This window comes from Nocardia brasiliensis, assembly GCF_042691675.1.
Taxonomy (GTDB): domain Bacteria; phylum Actinomycetota; class Actinomycetes; order Mycobacteriales; family Mycobacteriaceae; genus Nocardia; species Nocardia brasiliensis_D.
This window is the reverse complement of record NZ_CP170507.1, coordinates 112,792-130,975: the sequence shown is the minus strand read 5'-3', so window position 1 is coordinate 130,975 and position 18,184 is coordinate 112,792. Positions and strand designations below refer to the sequence as shown.

Here is an 18,184-nt window from a genome sequence, read left to right as displayed (position 1 = left end):
GTGCACCGCAATATCGCGCCCAGGAGCCGCCACATCGCGGGTGGTCCCCGGTCGACCATCCTCGAGCAGCACACAGATCTATCCACAGGCACATCGTTAACCCTCGGCATGTGCATAAACCTCGAACCCGGCTGAGCGGCAGCGGCATCCGGGCACAGCGGCAGGAGATACCGGCGGCCCCACCGAGACTCGGAACCGGCTCAGCCGACGCGCAGCACCCCGGTGACCGTGCCCTGCATAACCTGACGTCCGTGCGTGATCAACGGCGACATCTGCAGCGGATCATCGACAACGGTGCCGGGCAGTGGGCGGCTGGCGGTCACCGCTCCGGTGTCCGGATCGAGCACGGTGAACGCGTAACCGTCCAACGGTGTGGTGGTGTCGAGTCCGACCCGGGTCACGGTGTACACAGCACCATCGGCTGTGGACAAGTGCGGGACGGCAGCGCTGCGCACCGTGTTCTCCCACACGGTGCGGCAACCGTTGTCCGCCACATCCACCCGGGTCATTCCGCCGGTGAACGGCGCGGTCGGCGGGACGGCGGGCCCCGCGCCTTCGGGTACGGCCGGATACGGATAGCCGTAGGTGCTCGCGACGAACAGCGACCGACCGATGCCGATCGGTGAATTCTCGCTGCCCGCACCGCCCTTCGTCAGGACCGGTTGTGCGCACACCAATTGTCCGGTTCCCGAACGGAATACCAGCGCGTTGACCTGCCCATCGGCGTTATCGACGATGGTCAGGTAGTCGGCGCCGGTATTCGGACCGAAATAGGTGGGTGTGGATCCGGTGCCCCAGCTGAGCTGTCCGGGTTTGCGCGCCGAGCCCCGTTCGTAGGCCGCGCGCCAGAGCACCTCGGGTCGCCCCGACGAGTCGGCCCGCAGTTCGTACAGTGCGTGCGTGGTCGCGATCGCGATCCGTCCGCTCGGTGCCGCCGAAATACTGTTCGCCACTTGCTCGCCGGTCGGCAATGTCACTGTCGCCACCGCACCGGCGGGCGCGACCAGGCCGACCACTCCCTTGCCGGTCGCGAACCAGACATTCCCGAACCAGTCCGGCACCAGACCGGTCACGTTGTCCGCCATTGGAATCACCGCCGACAGATCGGCGACCTGCTCACTGGTGAGCCGCCACCGGCCCGCCGCGTCCCGCGCATGACCGATGCGGAGCAAACGGTGCTCGCCGTCTACCACGACCAGCCGGTCGTTGTTGTCCAGATACGCGTAGACGCCGCCCAGCAGACTGCCCTTGGCGAGCTGAAGCGCGGCCAGCGAATGCCCGACCGGACCGGGAGCCGCGGGATCGAGCAGATGCACCGTCGGCGTCTGACCGACGATCGCCGTGCACAGCGCGACCACCAGATTGTCCGACCCTTCCAGCAGGGTCGGGCACGCCGAAGCCAACGGGTAGGCGGAAACCGACACGGGACCCGCGCCGGGTCCGGCGAGCGGGGTGGCGTCCGACGAACCCGCGTCCCCGTGCATCGTCGCGGTGCCGAGCGGTCCGAGATGCGGGTTGGGCGGTGCCAGCGGACCCCACGGGCCGGTCGCCGTCGCGGGCCCGGTGGTCAGCAACGCCATCGAACAGGCGGCAAGGAGGATCAGTGGTACGCGCATCGCGGTCTTTCGGGTCGGTGACACTGCATCCGATCGAACCGAAGCGAACGCCCTCGGCACAGTATTCGAAACGTTGATGATCCAAATATCGGTCGGCGGACGCCTACGATGACGCCATGAATCTGCGTGCCCGTGTGTTGTCCACCCTGGCCGGTCAGCTCGGCAATCCGCACGGTGTGCTCGGCAAGGGCGTGGCCTTCATCCTCAACCGCGGCAACAAGCGCGCCATCGCCGCCGCGGTGGACGCTGCCGCGATCGCCGCGGGCCAGACCGTCGCCGACCTCGGATTCGGCGGCGGCGCCGGACTTTCCCTGCTGCTGGATCGAGTCGGCGCCGACGGCACCGTGCACGGCATCGAGATCTCGCCGGACATGCTCGCCCGCGCCCGCTCCGGCCATCCGAGCGAAATCGCCGCTGGCCGTTTGCGACTGGCCGAGGGCTCGCTCACCGCGCTGCCGCTGGCCGACCACAGCCTCGACGCCGCGATCACGGTCAATACCCTCTACTTCGTGCCGGAACTGGACGCCGTCTGCGCGGAGCTCGCTCGCGTCATCCGGCCCGGCGGCAGACTGGTGATCGGCATCGGCGACCCGGATGCCATGGCGAAGCTGCCGTTCACGGCCTACGGCTTCACCCTCCGCCCGGTCGCCGACGTCCTTGCCGCGCTGGAGAAGGCGGGCTGCGCCGTCACTCATCAGCAGCTCCCGAATCCACCGATCCCGCATCATCTGTTGATCGCCACGCCCGCCTAGCTCGCTTACATCAGCGCGCCGCCGTCGATCCGGATCTCCGTTCCGGTCATGTAGCGGCCGTCGTCCGAGGCGACCATCGCGACCACGCCCGCGATGTCCTCTGGACTGCCGAGCGCGCCACCGTTGAGCCAGCCGGTCATCCGGGAGAACAGTTTGGGATCGAAGCCCTCCGGCTGATCCAGAATCGATTTCGTGGTGATGCCGCTGGTGATGCCCGCGGGCACGATGTTCACCGCGCGCAGCCCCTGCTTGGCGTATTCGAGCGCGATCGCGTGGGTGAAGGCGTTGACGCCGCCCTTGGACGCCGCATAGGCCGCGAGATACGGCGCGGCGCTGAAGGCCGCGGTCGAGGAAATGTTCACCACCACCCCGTGCCCGGACTCCACCAGCGCGGGCAGCACGGCCTGCGTCATCAAGAAGGTGCCGGTGAGGTTCACCGAGATCACCTGATTCCAGGCGTCGAGCGGCATCTCGTGGGTGCGCGCCGGACGCAGGATGCCCGCGCCGTTCACCAGCACGTCGAGCCCACCGAGGAACTCCAGCGACGTCTCGGCGGCCGTCCGGACCGAGGCGGGATCCGCGATATTCACCGCGACCGTCCGCAGTCGATCGGCGGCATCGCCCGCCTTTTCGGCCGTTGCCGCCAGACCGGGCTCATCGATATCCGCGGCAACCAGCTGGGCCCCCTCGTCCAGCAGCCTGAGGGCGATGCCCTGTCCGATGCCGGAGCCTGCTCCCGTCACCACCACACGGCGGCCGTCATATCTGCGCATGCCAAGAATTAGAACAGGTTCTCATTGTGAGTCAAGACACTTCCGGCCGGTCGCCTACTGCGCACTCGCACTCAGCACGCAGTCCAGTCGCTCCTGCCCTGGTCTTGGATAGCGAGAAGGCCCGGTCCTGATGGACCGGGCCTTCTCTCGGCCGGGCTGTGTCAGCCTGGCGCTTACTATTGCGCTGTCACCCGTCGATCAGGGCTTGGCTGCCGCCGCGGTCAGCTCTGGACCGACGATGGATACCCATTCCGACATCTCGGGGGAATCATCCTTTGCGATTGCCGCGACATCTTGCCTAATACAGCCATTTGCCACCGGGACCCCGTCGAACCGTTCCTGGAGCCACTGGTACGTTCCCGGCACCGACAGGAATGCCTGCGAGTAGGACTCGCCAACGGTGATGCGGTTGTACGTGATGCGCCCATCGTTCTGGCAATAGGTGTCTACCAGACGGTCGGTCGCATAGGCGGGCATAATCCAGTCACCCATCGACTGGAAGATATACATAGGTCGGTCCGGAGTTGCATTCCCCATCTTGACCATGTCCAAATACTTGCTCGGCAGCGGCTCGCGCGTCACGTCCGGAACGTCGAAGAGCCCCTTTATGTTCAGATTGGGGAAGGTCGAAACCGACCAACCCTGGCACACATTGCTGTGTACGGACCGAAGTCCCTGACCCAACGGGTTCATGTGCTGATCGATGTAGGCCTGCAGTTCGGGGTATTCGCGCGTCAGGCCGATGATGCCCGCGAAAACCGTTCCGGCGGCGGGCCCATTGTTCTGGTAGTCGACCAAGTCGCGCAGATCTGCTGCGGTAGAGCCGGAAACCGCACCGACAACATTGACGTCGGGGGCGTAGGTGGCGCGCAGTTCGGCGGCGTGCACGGTCGGGATGGAGCCACCCGAGTCACCCCACAGGCCAACCTTCGTGTCCCGTCCGGGAAGTCCCATCGGCTTGAAGTTTTCGGTCGCCCTGATGCCATCGAGGGTGATCCGGCCCGCCAATGGGCCCGCCGCGAACGCGGAAAGCAATCCTTCGTGGTCGGGAATGGAGACAGCCCATCCCTTGGTGACCGCGTAAAGGGCCATCGGGAGCATGAAGTTGGGGCCCATCGTGCCCGCGTAGTTCGGCGGCAGCGCCAACAGCTGGCTGGTGTACGACGGCGCGCAGTGCGCCGCGACGGCGTCCTCCGGGATCTGGACCGAGAGCAGGTTCGAGGGGCTGGCACCGCGCGGCTTCATGACCGTGGTCACCGCGGCGATCGGCTCATCCCGACTATTCGTCGAACGGTACGACAGCTGCCATGCGTCGACATCGGGCTGGATGACCGACTGGAAAGCGGGATGCACTTCGCGAGCGGCGATGATCTCGCCCGGCTCCTTCGCCGCGACCACGTCACGCGGCGGATTCAAAAACACCTGATCGTCCGCGGGCATTGCGGGCGGAGTCAGGGCAGGCTGAATCGGTACATAATCATCCGCACTGGCGAAGCCGGCGCCTGCCACTTGAATCACGGCCGCTGCACTGGCGGCCAACATCGTTGTCCGCCCATATCGGCGGTGCCGTGTTTTGAACATGTTCATACCTGATCCTTCAGCTGAGGGAAAGGTGCATGACAAGCCGTTGACCGAGAGCAGCAGCACCAAATCCCTGGCTAATGCAGGTTTTTGCGAAGTGACCACTCCGGTGTGAGCCGCCGCAAGCGTAGATGAACATTTGAATAATCCAGCGCGAAACACCGGAGGAAACGCGAGTGAACAGATCGATTCGACGTAGACGTTGTCTCGGGCGCCCGAATTTACTACCCATCGGAATCATTTCCGCGTCAAGTGAAGTCCGGATTGCCCGATGTGTTACGCAGGCTCAGCGGCCTTTTCGGGCGTTGGGTCAGCCGACGCGGGCCAGGAATGTCGCGATGTCGGTGGCGATGCGTTCGGGATATTCGCCGTTGAGGGCGTGGGATGCGTTGTCGTAGACGAGGATTGTGCCGTCACGAAGAGTGTGCCGGGCATGGTCGGCGGCCTTCGCGCTGTCGTGCATGACCGACCGCCCCGCCATGATCACCAGGAACGGCATTGCCGGACGACGCAGTTCGGCATCGTCGAACCGCGTCGGCGCGGGTAAAGCAAGGGCGTAATGGCGCATGCCCGCTTCGATCATGTCCGCCGTCGGCACTTGTTCGACGGGCGCGCCGCCCGCCACCCAACTGTTGAAGTCTTCGCGCCAACTCTTCGGAAACCAGCGCACCGAAGCCGGAATCGACCGGACAATGGCGCGCCAGGACATCGAGGCGAAGGTCATGACCGGATCGAGAACGACGACACCGGCGATCTTCTGTGGTTGGCGGATAGCGAGATTGGTAGCGGTCCAGCCGCCGATGGATAGTCCGACGAGGACTATTTCCCGATCGGGAAGTTGCTCGATGGCCTGATGTAGCCACGCGGCCTGCGCCTCGTCGTCCCCGATCGGCTTGCTCTGCACGCTCGCACCCGGCTCGCCGAGCAGATCGACCAGATACACCGTTCGCAGTGCGGTCAGCGAGGCCAGGTTGTCGGCCCACATCGGTGCCGCCGCAGCCCGCCCCGGGAGCAAAAGCAGCGGGGGCGCTGTCGGATTCGCGCCATCGAACCGATACATCCGGACCACGCCGTATTCGGTACGCAGGTCCAGCGTCGCGCTCGGCGACGGTAATTCCGCGAACGCCCGGTGATAGGCGGCGAAGAATTCGTCGTATGCCGCGGCCGAGGTGAAGTGACCGACCGGTGAGTTGTCCCGCACCGCGAGCCAAGCGATCAGCGCGGCAACGAGCACAACGCCCAGCACACTCGCGACTATCCGACGCCGCGATCGCCGAGTCGACCGCTTGTCCTCCGAAACCTCAGTGTGCTGCATCGCGAACCCTCCCCGGATAGGACACTAGAGTTATCAAAATAACACAGTCATGTACCATTTTGAATGTCTAGCGCTTCTACGAGCTTCCTGGTGTTACCGTCCCCGACATGGCGAGGCAACCCGACGCGACGGCAGCTCCCACCGGCGTCCGAAACCGCACCCGAGCGGCGATTCTGGCTGCGGCACTGTCGATCTGGGCCCGCGAATACACCGCCCCGCTGGCCGACATAGCCGACCGCGCGAACGTCAGCCGCAGCACCCTTCACCGCTATTTCCCCGAACGCCGAGATCTCCTCGACGCCGTCCTGCTCGAATCGCTGACCGTGCTCGACGCCATAGCGGCCAAGGCCGCAACCGACGCCCCCACCCCCTTCGACCGCCTGATCTACCTGCTTCGTTCCTTCGTAGAGGTAGGCGACCGGCTCATCTTCCTGTACGCCGACCCCGACCGCTTCACCGGCAACCCGCACTGGCGCCCCGTCGGCAACCAATCCCTGAACACCCTCATCACCGCCGCCCAAGCCGACGGCGCCCTGGACCAGTCCCTCCCCGCCACCTGGATCGAAGCCGTCTTCAACGCCCACATCTACGTCGCCGCCGAAGCCGCCCAACCAGGCGACACCCCCACCCACGTAATAGCCGACCGCGCAGTCCAATCCCTACTAGGCGGCATAGCCGCAAAACCCTGACCCGGAAACCCGCAGCGCCAGAAAGCCATCCACCCAGGCAACCCAGGGGACAGAGAAGGCGAGCCACACGGCAAGCAGACAGAACGGTGCAGCCACCAAATAGGCAGTCAGCCGAATAGGCAGCCAACCAATGGGCTAGCCCCAGGACAGAGAAGCCCGCCTGGAGGAGCACAGCCCCGTCATGGGGGGTCCGGGGGGCAAAGCCCCGCCGGGCGGGGCGTGGGGGCCGCGCCCCCACACAACACGAGTGAAACGAGAAAGGCTCGCGCTCTTTGCGAGCACGAGCCTTCCACGAGTGAAACGGTGGGCGAAGGGGGACTTGAACCGTTGTATCGCCCCAGCTCACAGCCTGCGACCTTGGGAAACCTTGGGGTAGTTCGGGATTCCTCGGAATTGATTGAGCCGAGAATAGCCCCGTTTGTGGACGCGGTCCACAGGTCTGAACGCGCGCCCCGCCTTGTAGGGTCTTGGAAGTCGTGGCGGACCACCGGCTGACTGACCTGGCCGTTTCCGGTTTGTCTCACGCCATGGCGGACGTTGCCAGTCCCAATTCGGTGGCATTTCCACACGTTTCGTCCGTGGTCACGACATCCCGCCGCGAACCGCGCCACCGCTCGCCAACCTCTGCCGCGTGATCGCTCGATAAGCGGACGTCAGAGACTCTGAGTCGAAGCGACCGCCCGACCAAACCAAAATCGAGCTAGCGGACCCGATTTTGCCGCTATCGGGGAAGTGTGTAGATGGGCTCGTCAGCTACGAACGCCAGGTTGGCATGGCTTTCTTTCTTCTCATCGATGCTGCCGGAGGCGGCGGTCGGCGGCGTGGCCGAATCTTCCGGCAGGGATCCGGTCGGCTCTGTGTTGGTCACTTCGTATCCTCGTTCTGGTGGCCTGAACACGCCGACGTTCGACGCATCACTATCATCGCATCGCGGGCCGTCAGCGAGCAGGTGAACGCCGAGATGCTGGCCGCGCGACGGGCTCTGTAATCGGCTACGTACAGGCAGTCGGACCACCGCGCTTCGAGCTGATCGCCCGAAGGTATGAGAGGCGTCCTGCGGAGCGGGGACAGCTGCGGACAACCCCGCCGCCGCCGGAACCGACAAGGTCGAATGGCGCGTCCAACAGGGCATGACCGAACATCCGTACTCAGATGACGACTGGAATCCGCTGTTCGAGGGCTACACCGCCGAGGGCCTCTTGAGCCAGTGCCAACTATGGCACGAGTGGATGGCGGGGACCTACTGGGCCAACTGTCCGCGCCTCGGTGGGATCGAAGCCGACTAGAGCCCGGCTACGAACCGTCCTGCGCTACGACAGGTCGAGGTGTCGATTCATCGACATTGCGGCGTCCGCCAGCTCTGGAAGCTCGGTCACCGTCACACCCTCCTGCTGAAGCTTTTCCACTCCGATGCAGTCCTCTACGAAGGTCGGCGGCTCACGCCACGCGATGACCACTTCCGGGATACCGGCCTGCAAGATCCGGTCCGTGCACGGCAGGCGGGTTTTCGTGGCGCGCTCTGAGCACGGTTCCAGCGTGCTGTAGATCGTTGCGCGCTTCAGTCGCGGATCGTCTGCGTCGAGCTTGTCGAGTGCGGACTCCTCGGCGTGCACCTTCATGTCGGACTCGCGAGAGTACCCGGTGGCGATCTCCTCGCCATCGACCACGATCACCGCGCCCACCGAGAACGCGCCCTCCACAACGGGGCAAAGTGCGGCTAGGTCGATGGCTCGGTTCATCCAGTGGTGGTGATCGAGCTCGGTCACTTGCTGGTCTCCTTGGGCATGTAGCGCAGGAGCGCGACGTCACCGATCTGGGTGACGTCGACCAAGCGCATTCGACGCGTTGATCCGCCGGGGTAGGTGGCCGGGTTGAGGAAGCGCGGCGCGGCTGGATCTCCGACCACAGTCGGGCCGACCGCGAGGTGTAGTTCGTCTGCAAGGCCCGCGGAAAGAAAGGCTGTGTGGATGTGGGAGCCGCCTTCAACCATCAGCCTGCCAATGCCGCGCTCGCCGAGGTCGTCAAGCATCGCCGTGAAGTCGACATCGTCGCCGAGCGCAACCACGTCCGCGAGCGCGGCGAACGGCCGCGCAAGCTTCTCGGCACCGGCGTCAGTCGTGTAGATGACGGGCTTCTGCTCAACACCGTGATGCCAGAACTTGAACTCTGGGTCGAGATTCCCGCTTGCGGTGACAGTGACCTTCAGGGGGTTCGGTGGTTTGCCTGCGGCAACGCGGGCCGCGTTGCGGACTTCGCTCTTGACGATCAACCGAGGGTTGTCGTGCCGCAGGGTTTCGGCACCGATCATGATGGCGTCGGATTCGGCACGGACCTCGTCCACACGATCGAAGTCGGCTGCGTTCGACAGTAGGAGCCGCTCGGGGGTGGTGTCGTCGATGTAGCCGTCGACGCTGACCGCGACGGATAGCAACACGTACGGTCGGGTCACGCGTGTTCCTTCCATGTTTCAAGGGCGGCTCGGAATTCGCCGACCCCTGGCTGTTTGCTTGTGATGTCGATGGCCGCGGCGAGTTGATTGACCTCGTGGATGATCCGAGCGGAACCGGTCTCGACGCCGATACGTAGAGCTTCCAGTCCATCTGCGGCCGCGGGTTCGATCTCTCCGGCTGCATTGTGCGCGAGAGCCTTTCGCGCCAGGTAGACGCCGTGGTCGCGGGGATAGCCGGATTGCATTCGAGCGATCGCGGCGGCGTACTGATTAGTCGAGGCACGGTGGTCACCGAGCGTCATCCGGCCGAGGGCCTGGTGGACGTCGATGTAGGACATGTCGAGGAAGAATCCCCAAGTCGAATCGAATTCAGCGTCGGTGACGATAGTGCGTGCTCGGTCGAATGCTCGCTCGCTGTTGGACCTTTGACCGCTCATGGCGTAGCCGAGGCCAGCGTAAACCGCTGCTGCTGTTGGGAACCGGGTTCCGGCGGGCGCGGCGCGTTCGGCTGCCTCCGCCAACTCGACCGCATCGAGTCCGTTGCCCATGTCGTCAGCCAGCTGTGCTTTTCGGATCAAGCTGAGTGCGAGGAAGTAATTGTCCCCCGATGAAAGAGACCACTCCACTGCGCGATCACCCCAGTACTGCGCTTCGTCGAAACGTCGGCCGTCCTGATGCAACCATGCGCAGCCTTCCGCGTAGAGGATCTGCATTCGCAGCAGACCGGCAGAGTCGCCAATGCCGCCACGCCGCAGCTCGCGCATAACCCGCACGTTGTCCTCCATCAGTGGGAGGACGCGGCCGGAGCCGAACAGGTTATCGCTCTCGATCAGGGAGAGTCGGAGTTCGCGGAAATGCTGGACATGGTCGATTCGTGAATTCGCTATCGCACGAACGTTTGATGCCCCAGTGGCAGCGGCCAGCATGCCAGCTCCCATGCCCAGCACGACTGCGCGACGTGGTAGCGACACGAGTACGACCTCTCCCGTGAGTGTCCGCACCGATACCAGAACCTGATCATCGTCCGCGGCGGCCAGTTCAGCCGACACCCCCGACTGTAGGAGTGCATCGCCCTCGACGGTAGTAGGCGTTGTATGGACGGTCGACCAGAAGCGTGCGGCAGCGCCAGGATTGACGCGCTGGGTCTCTTCAAGGAGTCGGTCCAGCTTGGCTGCGTAGTACGCAGATAGCACGCTGGCGGACTTCAGTCGCTCCCACTTTTTGACGCCGCCAAGCGACATCTTCAGCGTCTCAGCGAACTTTTCCTGTGTCTGACGCAGCGCCTCGCGCAGTGCCGTGGTTTCGACGCCGGTCCATTGGTTCACGGTGTTCATCGGCCTTGCCCCTGCTAGCCGGGATTGCGTGCACCGAGCGTACACCGGGCGTAGCCCCTCAGTGACTCCCGTCACGTTCTGCTGGACGGGAGGGTTAGAGGTGCCCGGCGCCGGACCCGCTCCCTCATTGCGGATACGGCTCACCACATCGTCAGTGATCTTGTCGGCTGGTATTTCCGGTGTCGGGCTCCGGTCTCCATCAAGGGGAAGGCGCGCCATGCAGACAATGCGTGACTACAGACAGCAATGGGCGAACGAGCATCGCAATTGCAGCGCGAAGCCCGTTATCGAGGACCCTGACCGTGCCCGGTTCGTACTCACCCTGCATCAAGAACACGGGTGGAGGTGCGGGCAGTACTCAGCCGCCATGTCTGCGCTATCCACCGTCAGGTGCTGAGCCCGACATGGTGGCTAACAGACTCCGACGCGGCGCGGCGCTCGCCGAGACCGGCTCGGGCCAGGAGACGTTGCCCGATTGGCATCAACTTCTAGCGGCATTCCGTGGGGAGGTTGGCGGGTCGCCGGGTGACCACCTCGTTACCCGGTGGGCAAAGGACTTCGCGAATCTGCACCGTGAACGTCACCTCAGCCCGAAGCGAACCGCTGAAATCGACTGCCGCCGAGTGCAGATCGTCGTTCTGGTGGACGGCTGGACCGAAACCCACGTAACCGCAAGCAAGCACAGACGTTCGCCGACTCAGTCGGTTGGAGCATGTATCGACGAAGTGGCAGCCGCGTACGTAACTGCCGAATACCTCCTGATGACCGCCGAAAGTGCATCAGACGGTGCGGTCCATGCGGCCTGGCAGCGAGTGGCGGATCTGGCGTGCCGCTGGAACGACCTGATTGCCCAGAACCCTGGACGATGGCGTCCCCGCAGTGCGGTCGTCCAGGAGTAGCGATGGCATTTGCAATGTTGATCGGCCTAGCGTTCTTTCTGGGCGGAATCGCTTTGGTGGCGAGCCTGTTCGGGTCCGCATGGGTCGTTCTCAACCTGCTGGAGGAGCGGCGGTCCAAGAAGGTCACTGTCTCTGACATTCAACGACGGCTATCACATGAGAAGCCGATTCGGCCGTTGTCCGTCGAGCAGGCGATAGCCGAGGAGCCGGAGCACCGCGAGTGCAGTGTCGCGCGGTGCCACAAGAAGCGCGCAATCAATCGAAGGCTTGCCGCGCATCGGCGGCGGGAGTCAGGTGCGCGGTCGGACTTACCTGACCGAACACCGCTGACCGAAGTTTCCCCTATTGGAAGGTGGCCAGAATGGCCGATCAGGACCAGTTAGTGCCCATACCCGTAGGCGGTCGGAGACTGCCGATCCTCACTGTCGCGCAGCAGGAAAGGCTGCGACCCGAACTACGCGAGGTGATCGAGTACCGCAAATCCGGTCTGAGCGTAAACCACATTGTCGGTTGTCCGCTCGACTGCGGCTACTGCATCCGCCATGTGTTCGACAATTTCGAGATGAAAGTGCCGCGCGCGCTGATGACCGACGCTGAGGCGGCCACAACGCTGTTCGAGCACCGCTACTTTCAGCCGCACGTCACGCCGGTACAGCTGTTCAACCGAGCAACCGACCCGATGCTACCGCCGGTGAAACCACACACCTTCGAGATGCTGCGCCTACTCGATCAGCGGGGGCTAACCAATCATGTCCTTGTCATCACCCGGTGGCGCATCGAGCCGGAGGATTGCGCGATCCTCAACAGCTACACCAATATTCGGCTTACCGTGCTGGTCACGCACTCCGGTATTGATGACGACCGCATCGAACCGGTCGACTCGAACATCGCCGCAACCTCATTGCGCACAGCCTTCGAACACGCGAAGCGGTACCGGGTCATCCTGTACTGGCGGCCGATCGTGCCTGTGCTCAATGACTCCGACGAACACCTACAGAGGGCGTTCGAGCTGAGCTATCACGCACACGCAACAGTCTTCACGGGCTTGTTCTACAAGAACCAGATCCGCGACTACTACCAGGCGCACGGGCTTCCCGAGCCGTACATGGAGGGTACTCGTCGCAAGGTGTTCCCCGAAGACCTCGAAAAGCGAATCCTGACCGCGGCCACCGAACATGGGACCGGATCGCCGCTATTCCGCAAGACCAGCTGTGCGATCACGTACGCCCACAGTGTCGCCGACTACAACGGCCACTACGGTATTCGCGAATTGTGCGACATCTGCCCGTCCGCGCAGATCCAGCGTTGCGCGACCGCTTGGCACCGTCCCGATACTGAGCGAGTTGCCGCGCTCGCCGCACAGCTTGGCGGGAGCTTGGTCGAGATCAACGACCGCGCCGTCGTCGTTGATGGCTTGTCCGAACAGCCGCGCTACCTCATGCAACACAGCCTGGGCTACCAGGTTCACGATGCAAGCAAGCCACACCACCGTAACCGGCACGGCCGTGCAGACCTCGGCTGGCCCACGATCAAGGAGACGTTGTGACCGAGATCCCGAACACGCTCAGCGGCAAAGATATCGCCGTCGTTGATGTCGAAGGCAACGGGCAGACGCCACCAGAGATTATCGAGATTGCCATTCTGTCCGTCTCCGGGGAGACGGTCAGCGTCGACAACATGCGTGCGTGGCTGATCAAGCCGCGGCAACCGATCACGCCAATCGTCACCCGCAAGGTTCACGGCATCAAGAACGCCTACGTCTCGGATGCCCCATCGTGGGAGGAGGTCGCGCCAGATGTGGACGCTGCCCTTGCCGCGCGAACACTGGTCGCGCACAACGCTGGGGTGGAGCAGCGAGTGCTTGCCTCGCACCTGCCTTATTGGAATCCGCCGATGGTCCTCGACACGTTGCGCTTGGCAAAGGTGGTGTGGCCCGGCCTGCCCAGCTACAGCCTCGACAAGCTCATCGAACACGGAAATCTTGACACCTCATCGGTGACCACGCAGGGATACCACCGTGCGGGCTACGACGCGTGGGCAGCGTGGCAACTGCTGTGCAAGCTCGTCGACGACGGCGACCTGGACTGGACCGGGCTCGTCAGCGCAGCGGCGCCGAAAGAATTCGTGCCCAAAGCGGAACCGGAGGGTGGTCTGTGGTGAGCGAGACCCGACCCGAGGTGATGCGTCCGGTCACGATTGCGCTGACCGGCACCCATTCGACCGGTAAGACGACTTGGCTCAAACGCCTCGCAAGCGAGTTGCGCCGCGACAGGATCGAGGTCGCCATGGTCGCCGACCTTGGCATCCATGCGCAAAGCATCGGACTACCCATCCTGTTCGACCACACCTGGGCCTCGACACTGTGGATCATCACCCGCGGCATCAGCAACGAAATCGAAGCGTGGACGAAAGCTGACGTCGTCTTGATCGACCGCAGCGTGCCCGACGCACTCGCCTACTACGAAGCCGCGTTGGAATACCGAGGCCAACCCGCCGACCCGCATCGCATCGAGCACCTTGAAGACCTCGTCGCAAACCACTGCTTCAACTACGACCTGACACTGCGAACCATTCTCGATCCATGCCTTCCCTTGGGCGTCTCAAAGCCACGGGACACTGACATCGAGTTCCGCGCGCTCGCTGACCGGCATGTGGAGAAGGTGCTCAACAGGCTCGACATCGACCACAACACCCTCCGTGCCGACGGACACAAGCGCGCTCTGATCGAAACAGTGGCCTTCATCAAAGGACGACTGACCAACATGGACCTGGACGAGTGGGGATGACCGATCACCGACCAGAAGCCCCCTCCGACATCCCCATACCGCGAACCGCCGCATTGATCGAACAACTGACCAGGGAGTTCGGTGGCGAGTACACCCTGCTCCTCACGCGCGCGGTCGAGTTCGGCAACCGTGACGATCAGGCGCGCTACATGGCCACACTCAACGCAGCGATTGACGTCCTGCGCCGGACCGGGTTTGGCATGGACAAAGCCAAGGCGGTGGCCATCGGTCACGTGGGATCGTTTTTCGCCATGCTGAGCGTCGACCACCGGTCCCACCTGAAACGAAAAGGCAGGTGACATCCGATGTACGGCGCGCTCATCTGGGCAGCCCCCGAGCGATCTCTAGAGAACGACCAAAGCGCCCGACTCGCAAGACGAGTCGGATCGATGAAAGGAACTCTGGTGCCAGACCCTATCGACGTGAGCAAGTCCAGAGAACTGCGAGACAAGATCCAACCAATCTACGAGGAAACCGTCGCGCTGCTCGGTGCCGAGCACGCTGCGGCGGTCTCTCTACAGAAGGCGGTAAACGAACTGGCTGCCGCCGCGCCTGTCCCGCGAAGCTATGGCGAGTACGACGCGGGCTGACGTTCCAAGAGCGCCCCGGCCTCACAGGGTCGGGGCGTTCGCGTCTCTGGTGCCGACGACCTCACCGTGCAGACCGCTGGCGTGTGACGTGGTCACGCCGCACGAGCCATCCGCCGAACTACCCATGTGTAACCGGCTGCCGGGCCGCGGTGCCGGGGGTAACGTGCCCGCCATAACGACCCTCGACACAACCCATAGATAGGACCGCCATGGGAATCATGCGGGATATGAAGAACATTGAGAGCTCAGGTGCTGCCGCATCGGCCCGGTCTACTGCCGATGATACGAAAATGCTTGTGGTGGTTCAGCTCATGCAAATGAACTGGCCGACGCTGGATAAGCAGGCGGCGACCGTGTGGGTTGACAAATGGCTGCAAAAGCAGGGTTTGGGCGGTCGCTGAGGGGGCGCAAGCTCTACAATGACCAAACGTGCCCCCGCCGATTCGGCGGGGGCACGGTCGTTTCCGGTCCGGCTACAGGTCGTAGGCGTCGCTCGCGATCGCCGCAGCCCCTCTATCAGGTGATGGTCAGCGATGTTGCCGTACCGGCGGAGACTGAGCCGTTTCCGAAGCTGCTGGAGCAGAACATCTGTACGCCAACCGCGGTGATTCCCGCGAGGTTCACTCCTGTGAGCGAGGCCGTGCAGGTGCCCGACGATGCGCTCACCGGCGCACCCGTGACCAGGACAGTGCCGCTCTGGTCGACCAGGCGTATCAGGTGTTCAGCGGGGAACGAGGCCCCGGAGAATCCGACACTCGCCGATAGTGCCGCGTTGGTTTTGGTGCCCTGCACGACGAGGCGGTTCGCGGAGATGGACGAGCCGGGATAGCTACCGGTGTTGGGTGTCCAGTCGGTGATGTCGAGCCAGCCGTCGGCGCCGACGGCCCAATTCTGTGTGCCGTTCTTGGTCATACCCGAGGGCCGGAACACGACCACGGCGGCACCTGCGGTTCCAGCACCGGCCGCAGCGGCGGCCACGAGTGGCCGAGGTACAGCGGAGGCGGACGCGGTTGCTGTCGCCGCCGCGTGTGCTGCGATCAGTACCCCCGGCACAATGATCGCGCTACCGGCGCCGGTCGACGCGGCGAGCGCTTCCACGACCGCGATCGGGCGGCCCGCGATACCGGAGAGCGCACCACCGGCCGCGTTCGCCGCGACCGCTAATGAGGCAATCGGTATTGCGTCGGCTCGGCCTGCCCCGCTCGCGGTGGCGTTCACTTCCGTGTTGATGACCGCGCCCGCAGCAATGCCAGCACCGCGAGCGCCAGCCTCGGCCACAGCAACCACAGCAGCGGCGACCGTGCCAGTCCCGGCACCCATGGCCGGGGCATTGCGCCACGGAATCAGCACCACCACCGCGCTCGCTGAGCCGGTGCCGGTCGCAGGCGCGAGCAGCAGAACCGCGAACTTGGGTGCGGGTGGAAACCTCACAGTGCGGGCGTCCGGCACGGGGAAAACCGTTGTGCGGGAATCCGGCCGAGGCGTCGGCATCCATCGGGCGTCAGGACCGGGCCACGGGCGGGGCATCAGTCGGCAGTGCCGCTGTAGGTGTAGGACGGGGTTACCTTGACCTCGCCGGCGGGCGACACGACGGCGTCGGTGGTGTCCAGCACGGTGAGCAGCGTCGTTCCGTTCCAGCGGCACATATGGGTATAACTGCCCGCTACCACGTTGAAAACGAGTTGAGTGCCGGTCACGGTGCCCGCGACCGCAGCGCCCCATGTGGTCGTCTGGCGCGCGTAACCGCCGCCGGTGGCCTCGTTGGCAGTGCCGTTCGCGCCCGGGTCGGCGGTGTGCAGGCTGTAGGTTGCACCGAGACTGGCCCAGTGGTCAGCCATGGAGTTCTTGACGACGGCTGTAGATGACATTGGTGATTCTCCTGTCTCCGCATCAGCGGCGGGCTACGCCTTTGATCCATTCGTAATCGTCTGTGGTGGACGTGATTTGGTTCGGATAGTGAATCCACAGGACGAACGCCGTACCCGCCGGGACCAGCGCGACGACGGTCGACTCAACCCGCCACGCGACGGTTGCGCCGTCGACAGTCGCGGGCCAGGTTTGGCCGTTGGCCCAAACGATCTCCGCGGAAGTGCCGGGCGGGAGCGCGCCGCCGGTGTTGGTGCGCGACATGATGAAATCGCCGCGGGTGAGCTCGATATCGTCCCGGATCGCTCGCCATCCCATGCCCATGGCCGTACCTCCGATTCAGCTAGCTCAGCGCGTAGTAGGGGATCAACCCGGCGTCGAACGTCAACGACGAGTACGCGATCGTCGCCAGCGGCACCGTCGACGAGGGCGCGTAGGCGTAGAGCGCAGACGGACGCACACCCGGCGGCGGAACCATCGGCCACACCGACCGAGCCAAGACCGACTTGCACGTCTGCCCGACCGCGGTCACCTGCAACAGACCGACGGCCCATATCTCGCTTTTGAGTGCGTCGAAGCTGCCAGGCAGGGTGATCGTGTACTCACGGTTCGTCGAGGCGATCGACGCCTTGATATCGCCAGTGGCGGCCATGAGGGTGAGGTCGCCGGTGTTGGGGTTCATCAGATAGGCCATGGCGTACATGGCTTGAATGCCGAACGCGGTAGCGCTGTTGCCGGTGCCGAACGTAACCCGGCTGTACTTGCGATCTTTGGAGCACTCGACGAACCCGAGTTCGGTGTAGTTGCTGCCGTGCCCGGCCGGTTGGTAATCGGGTGGGTCGTCGAATGAAATCGAATGACTATGCGAGCTGTCCCCCGAGCCACCGGACCCTGTACTTGTCGCGGTCGGTGTCAGCAGGATTCGAGGAAAGGTCGCGTCGGAGTTGCGGACGAACGAATTCCATAACCCGGTACCGCTAGGCAGGACGTTGCGGTCGGTCGCCGCTATGTCTTGCTGGGCTCTGGTTGCCGAGCCGGTCGTGCCCACAATGGGCGCCTTGGACTTGTCGTAGATTGACTGCTCAGTCTCGTGCTGCCAGTCATAGAACGCGCCGGGCCGCGTCGGGTTGAGCGCACCATTCGGATTCGCGCCGTCGGGTTGTGTCACCTCACACCACCTCGAGCGGAGGGGGCGGCGGAACCGACCCGCCGAGCTGGCGCACCTGGTCGGCGATGGCGTTATCCCACTGGGTATGCAGCATGGCGGCCATCTGCCGCCGCTGCTCGCGCTCGTGGTCGCGTACCTCGTAGGCGGCGAGCTGCGCCTCGACCTGTGCGACCCGCTTGTCTGCGGCCTCGGTCGCCTTGTCGGCGAGACGGGTCGCTATGCCCTCGATTTTCTCGAGGGCGTCGACCTTGCGCCCGCGGCGGCCGACGACGGCGGCGACGAGTGCGCCGCCGAGGCCGCCGACGCCGAGCGCGCCGCCCGCCGCGACGATCATCTCGTTCAACACGTCATCCCCTCTCACCGTGT

At 64.2% G+C, this 18,184-nt stretch carries 22 protein-coding genes; 9 read left to right on the top strand and 13 right to left on the bottom strand.

Annotated features, from left to right (window positions below; all coding sequences use genetic code 11):
- Window positions 1–200: 200 nt before the first annotated feature.
- The gene (locus tag ACFK0J_RS00860) at window positions 201–1,616 is read right to left on the bottom strand and encodes a hypothetical protein (RefSeq protein ID WP_378735586.1); all 1,416 of its coding nucleotides are present in this window, start codon (window positions 1,614–1,616) and stop codon (window positions 201–203) included.
- Window positions 1,617–1,732: 116 nt separating this feature from the next.
- Between ACFK0J_RS00860 and ACFK0J_RS00855 the strand changes: the two genes are divergently transcribed.
- Window positions 1,733–2,368 carry a class I SAM-dependent methyltransferase gene (locus ACFK0J_RS00855; protein WP_378735584.1) on the top strand — a complete coding sequence of 212 codons (636 nt, stop codon included), beginning with the start codon at window positions 1,733–1,735 and terminating at the stop codon, window positions 2,366–2,368.
- A gap of 5 nt (window positions 2,369–2,373) precedes the next feature.
- Here the strand turns inward: ACFK0J_RS00855 and ACFK0J_RS00850 are convergent, their stop codons facing one another.
- The 3 genes from ACFK0J_RS00850 to ACFK0J_RS00840 form a co-directional block, all read right to left on the bottom strand.
- Window positions 2,374–3,141, bottom strand: coding sequence for an SDR family NAD(P)-dependent oxidoreductase (locus ACFK0J_RS00850; RefSeq protein WP_378735582.1), 768 nt, complete (start codon window positions 3,139–3,141; stop codon window positions 2,374–2,376).
- A gap of 198 nt (window positions 3,142–3,339) precedes the next feature.
- The gene (locus tag ACFK0J_RS00845) at window positions 3,340–4,788 is read right to left on the bottom strand and encodes a lipase family protein (RefSeq protein WP_378735580.1); all 1,449 of its coding nucleotides are present in this window, start codon (window positions 4,786–4,788) and stop codon (window positions 3,340–3,342) included.
- Window positions 4,789–5,032: 244 nt separating this feature from the next.
- Window positions 5,033–5,968 carry an alpha/beta fold hydrolase gene (locus ACFK0J_RS00840; protein ID WP_378735578.1) on the bottom strand — a complete coding sequence of 312 codons (936 nt, stop codon included), beginning with the start codon at window positions 5,966–5,968 and terminating at the stop codon, window positions 5,033–5,035.
- Window positions 5,969–6,144: 176 nt separating this feature from the next.
- On the opposite strand from ACFK0J_RS00840, the gene ACFK0J_RS00835 reads away from it, so the two are divergent.
- On the top strand, window positions 6,145–6,726 hold the full coding sequence (locus ACFK0J_RS00835) for a TetR/AcrR family transcriptional regulator (protein WP_378735576.1): 582 nt from the start codon (window positions 6,145–6,147) through the stop codon (window positions 6,724–6,726).
- Between the two features lie 721 nt (window positions 6,727–7,447).
- Here the strand turns inward: ACFK0J_RS00835 and ACFK0J_RS00830 are convergent.
- Window positions 7,448–7,594 carry a hypothetical protein gene (locus ACFK0J_RS00830; RefSeq protein WP_378735574.1) on the bottom strand — a complete coding sequence of 49 codons (147 nt, stop codon included), beginning with the start codon at window positions 7,592–7,594 and terminating at the stop codon, window positions 7,448–7,450.
- 262 nt (window positions 7,595–7,856) lie between these two features.
- On the opposite strand from ACFK0J_RS00830, the gene ACFK0J_RS00825 reads away from it, so the two are divergent.
- The gene (locus ACFK0J_RS00825; RefSeq protein ID WP_378735572.1) at window positions 7,857–8,012 is read left to right on the top strand and encodes a hypothetical protein; all 156 of its coding nucleotides are present in this window, start codon (window positions 7,857–7,859) and stop codon (window positions 8,010–8,012) included.
- 24 nt (window positions 8,013–8,036) lie between these two features.
- On the opposite strand, the gene ACFK0J_RS00820 is transcribed toward ACFK0J_RS00825, so the two are convergent.
- From ACFK0J_RS00820 to ACFK0J_RS00810, 3 genes are read right to left on the bottom strand one after another with little or no spacing between them, the layout of a single operon-like run.
- Entirely contained in the window at window positions 8,037–8,492 is a 456-nt protein-coding gene (locus ACFK0J_RS00820) for a deaminase (protein ID WP_378735570.1), read from the bottom strand.
- Window positions 8,489–9,175, bottom strand: a complete 687-nt coding sequence (locus ACFK0J_RS00815; RefSeq protein ID WP_378735568.1) for a RibD family protein — start codon at window positions 9,173–9,175, stop codon at window positions 8,489–8,491. Before ACFK0J_RS00815 ends, ACFK0J_RS00820 begins: the two co-directional genes overlap by 4 nt.
- The gene (locus tag ACFK0J_RS00810; RefSeq protein ID WP_378735566.1) at window positions 9,172–10,509 is read right to left on the bottom strand and encodes a hypothetical protein; all 1,338 of its coding nucleotides are present in this window, start codon (window positions 10,507–10,509) and stop codon (window positions 9,172–9,174) included. The genes ACFK0J_RS00815 and ACFK0J_RS00810 overlap by 4 nt, the downstream gene beginning before the upstream one ends.
- 1,362 nt (window positions 10,510–11,871) lie before the next feature.
- Between ACFK0J_RS00810 and ACFK0J_RS00805 the strand changes: the two genes are divergently transcribed.
- The 6 genes from ACFK0J_RS00805 (at window position 11,872) to ACFK0J_RS00780 (ending at window position 15,185) form a co-directional block, all read left to right on the top strand.
- Window positions 11,872–12,954 (top strand): radical SAM protein, encoded by a 1,083-nt coding sequence (locus ACFK0J_RS00805; protein WP_378735564.1) that lies wholly within the window; start codon window positions 11,872–11,874, stop codon window positions 12,952–12,954.
- Complete coding sequence (locus tag ACFK0J_RS00800; protein WP_378735562.1) at window positions 12,951–13,568, top strand: exonuclease domain-containing protein; 618 nt, start codon at window positions 12,951–12,953, stop codon at window positions 13,566–13,568. Before ACFK0J_RS00805 ends, ACFK0J_RS00800 begins: the two co-directional genes overlap by 4 nt.
- Window positions 13,565–14,194 carry an AAA family ATPase gene (locus ACFK0J_RS00795; RefSeq protein ID WP_378735560.1) on the top strand — a complete coding sequence of 210 codons (630 nt, stop codon included), beginning with the start codon at window positions 13,565–13,567 and terminating at the stop codon, window positions 14,192–14,194. Before ACFK0J_RS00800 ends, ACFK0J_RS00795 begins: the two co-directional genes overlap by 4 nt.
- Complete coding sequence (locus tag ACFK0J_RS00790) at window positions 14,191–14,493, top strand: hypothetical protein (RefSeq protein ID WP_378735558.1); 303 nt, start codon at window positions 14,191–14,193, stop codon at window positions 14,491–14,493. The genes ACFK0J_RS00795 and ACFK0J_RS00790 overlap by 4 nt, the downstream gene beginning before the upstream one ends.
- Before the next feature lie 105 nt (window positions 14,494–14,598).
- Complete coding sequence (locus ACFK0J_RS00785; protein ID WP_378735556.1) at window positions 14,599–14,784, top strand: hypothetical protein; 186 nt, start codon at window positions 14,599–14,601, stop codon at window positions 14,782–14,784.
- Between the two features lie 227 nt (window positions 14,785–15,011).
- A complete protein-coding gene (locus ACFK0J_RS00780) occupies window positions 15,012–15,185 on the top strand; it encodes a hypothetical protein (RefSeq protein ID WP_378735554.1) in 174 nt (57 codons plus the stop codon).
- A 115-nt stretch (window positions 15,186–15,300) separates the two neighbouring features.
- On the opposite strand, the gene ACFK0J_RS00775 is transcribed toward ACFK0J_RS00780, so the two are convergent.
- The 5 genes from ACFK0J_RS00775 to ACFK0J_RS00755 all read right to left on the bottom strand — a co-directional run bounded on the left by ACFK0J_RS00775 (window position 15,301) and on the right by ACFK0J_RS00755 (window position 18,164).
- Complete coding sequence (locus ACFK0J_RS00775) at window positions 15,301–16,215, bottom strand: hypothetical protein (RefSeq protein ID WP_378735553.1); 915 nt, start codon at window positions 16,213–16,215, stop codon at window positions 15,301–15,303.
- A 95-nt stretch (window positions 16,216–16,310) separates the two neighbouring features.
- Window positions 16,311–16,652, bottom strand: coding sequence for a hypothetical protein (locus ACFK0J_RS00770; protein WP_378735551.1), 342 nt, complete (start codon window positions 16,650–16,652; stop codon window positions 16,311–16,313).
- A 22-nt stretch (window positions 16,653–16,674) separates the two neighbouring features.
- Window positions 16,675–16,968, bottom strand: a complete 294-nt coding sequence (locus ACFK0J_RS00765) for a hypothetical protein (protein ID WP_378735549.1) — start codon at window positions 16,966–16,968, stop codon at window positions 16,675–16,677.
- A gap of 25 nt (window positions 16,969–16,993) precedes the next feature.
- Window positions 16,994–17,818: a hypothetical protein gene (locus tag ACFK0J_RS00760; RefSeq protein WP_378735547.1), complete on the bottom strand. Its 825-nt coding sequence runs from the start codon at window positions 17,816–17,818 to the stop codon at window positions 16,994–16,996.
- Between the two features lies 1 nt (window position 17,819).
- Entirely contained in the window at window positions 17,820–18,164 is a 345-nt protein-coding gene (locus ACFK0J_RS00755) for a hypothetical protein (RefSeq protein WP_378735545.1), read from the bottom strand.
- Between the last annotated feature and the right edge of the window lie 20 nt (window positions 18,165–18,184).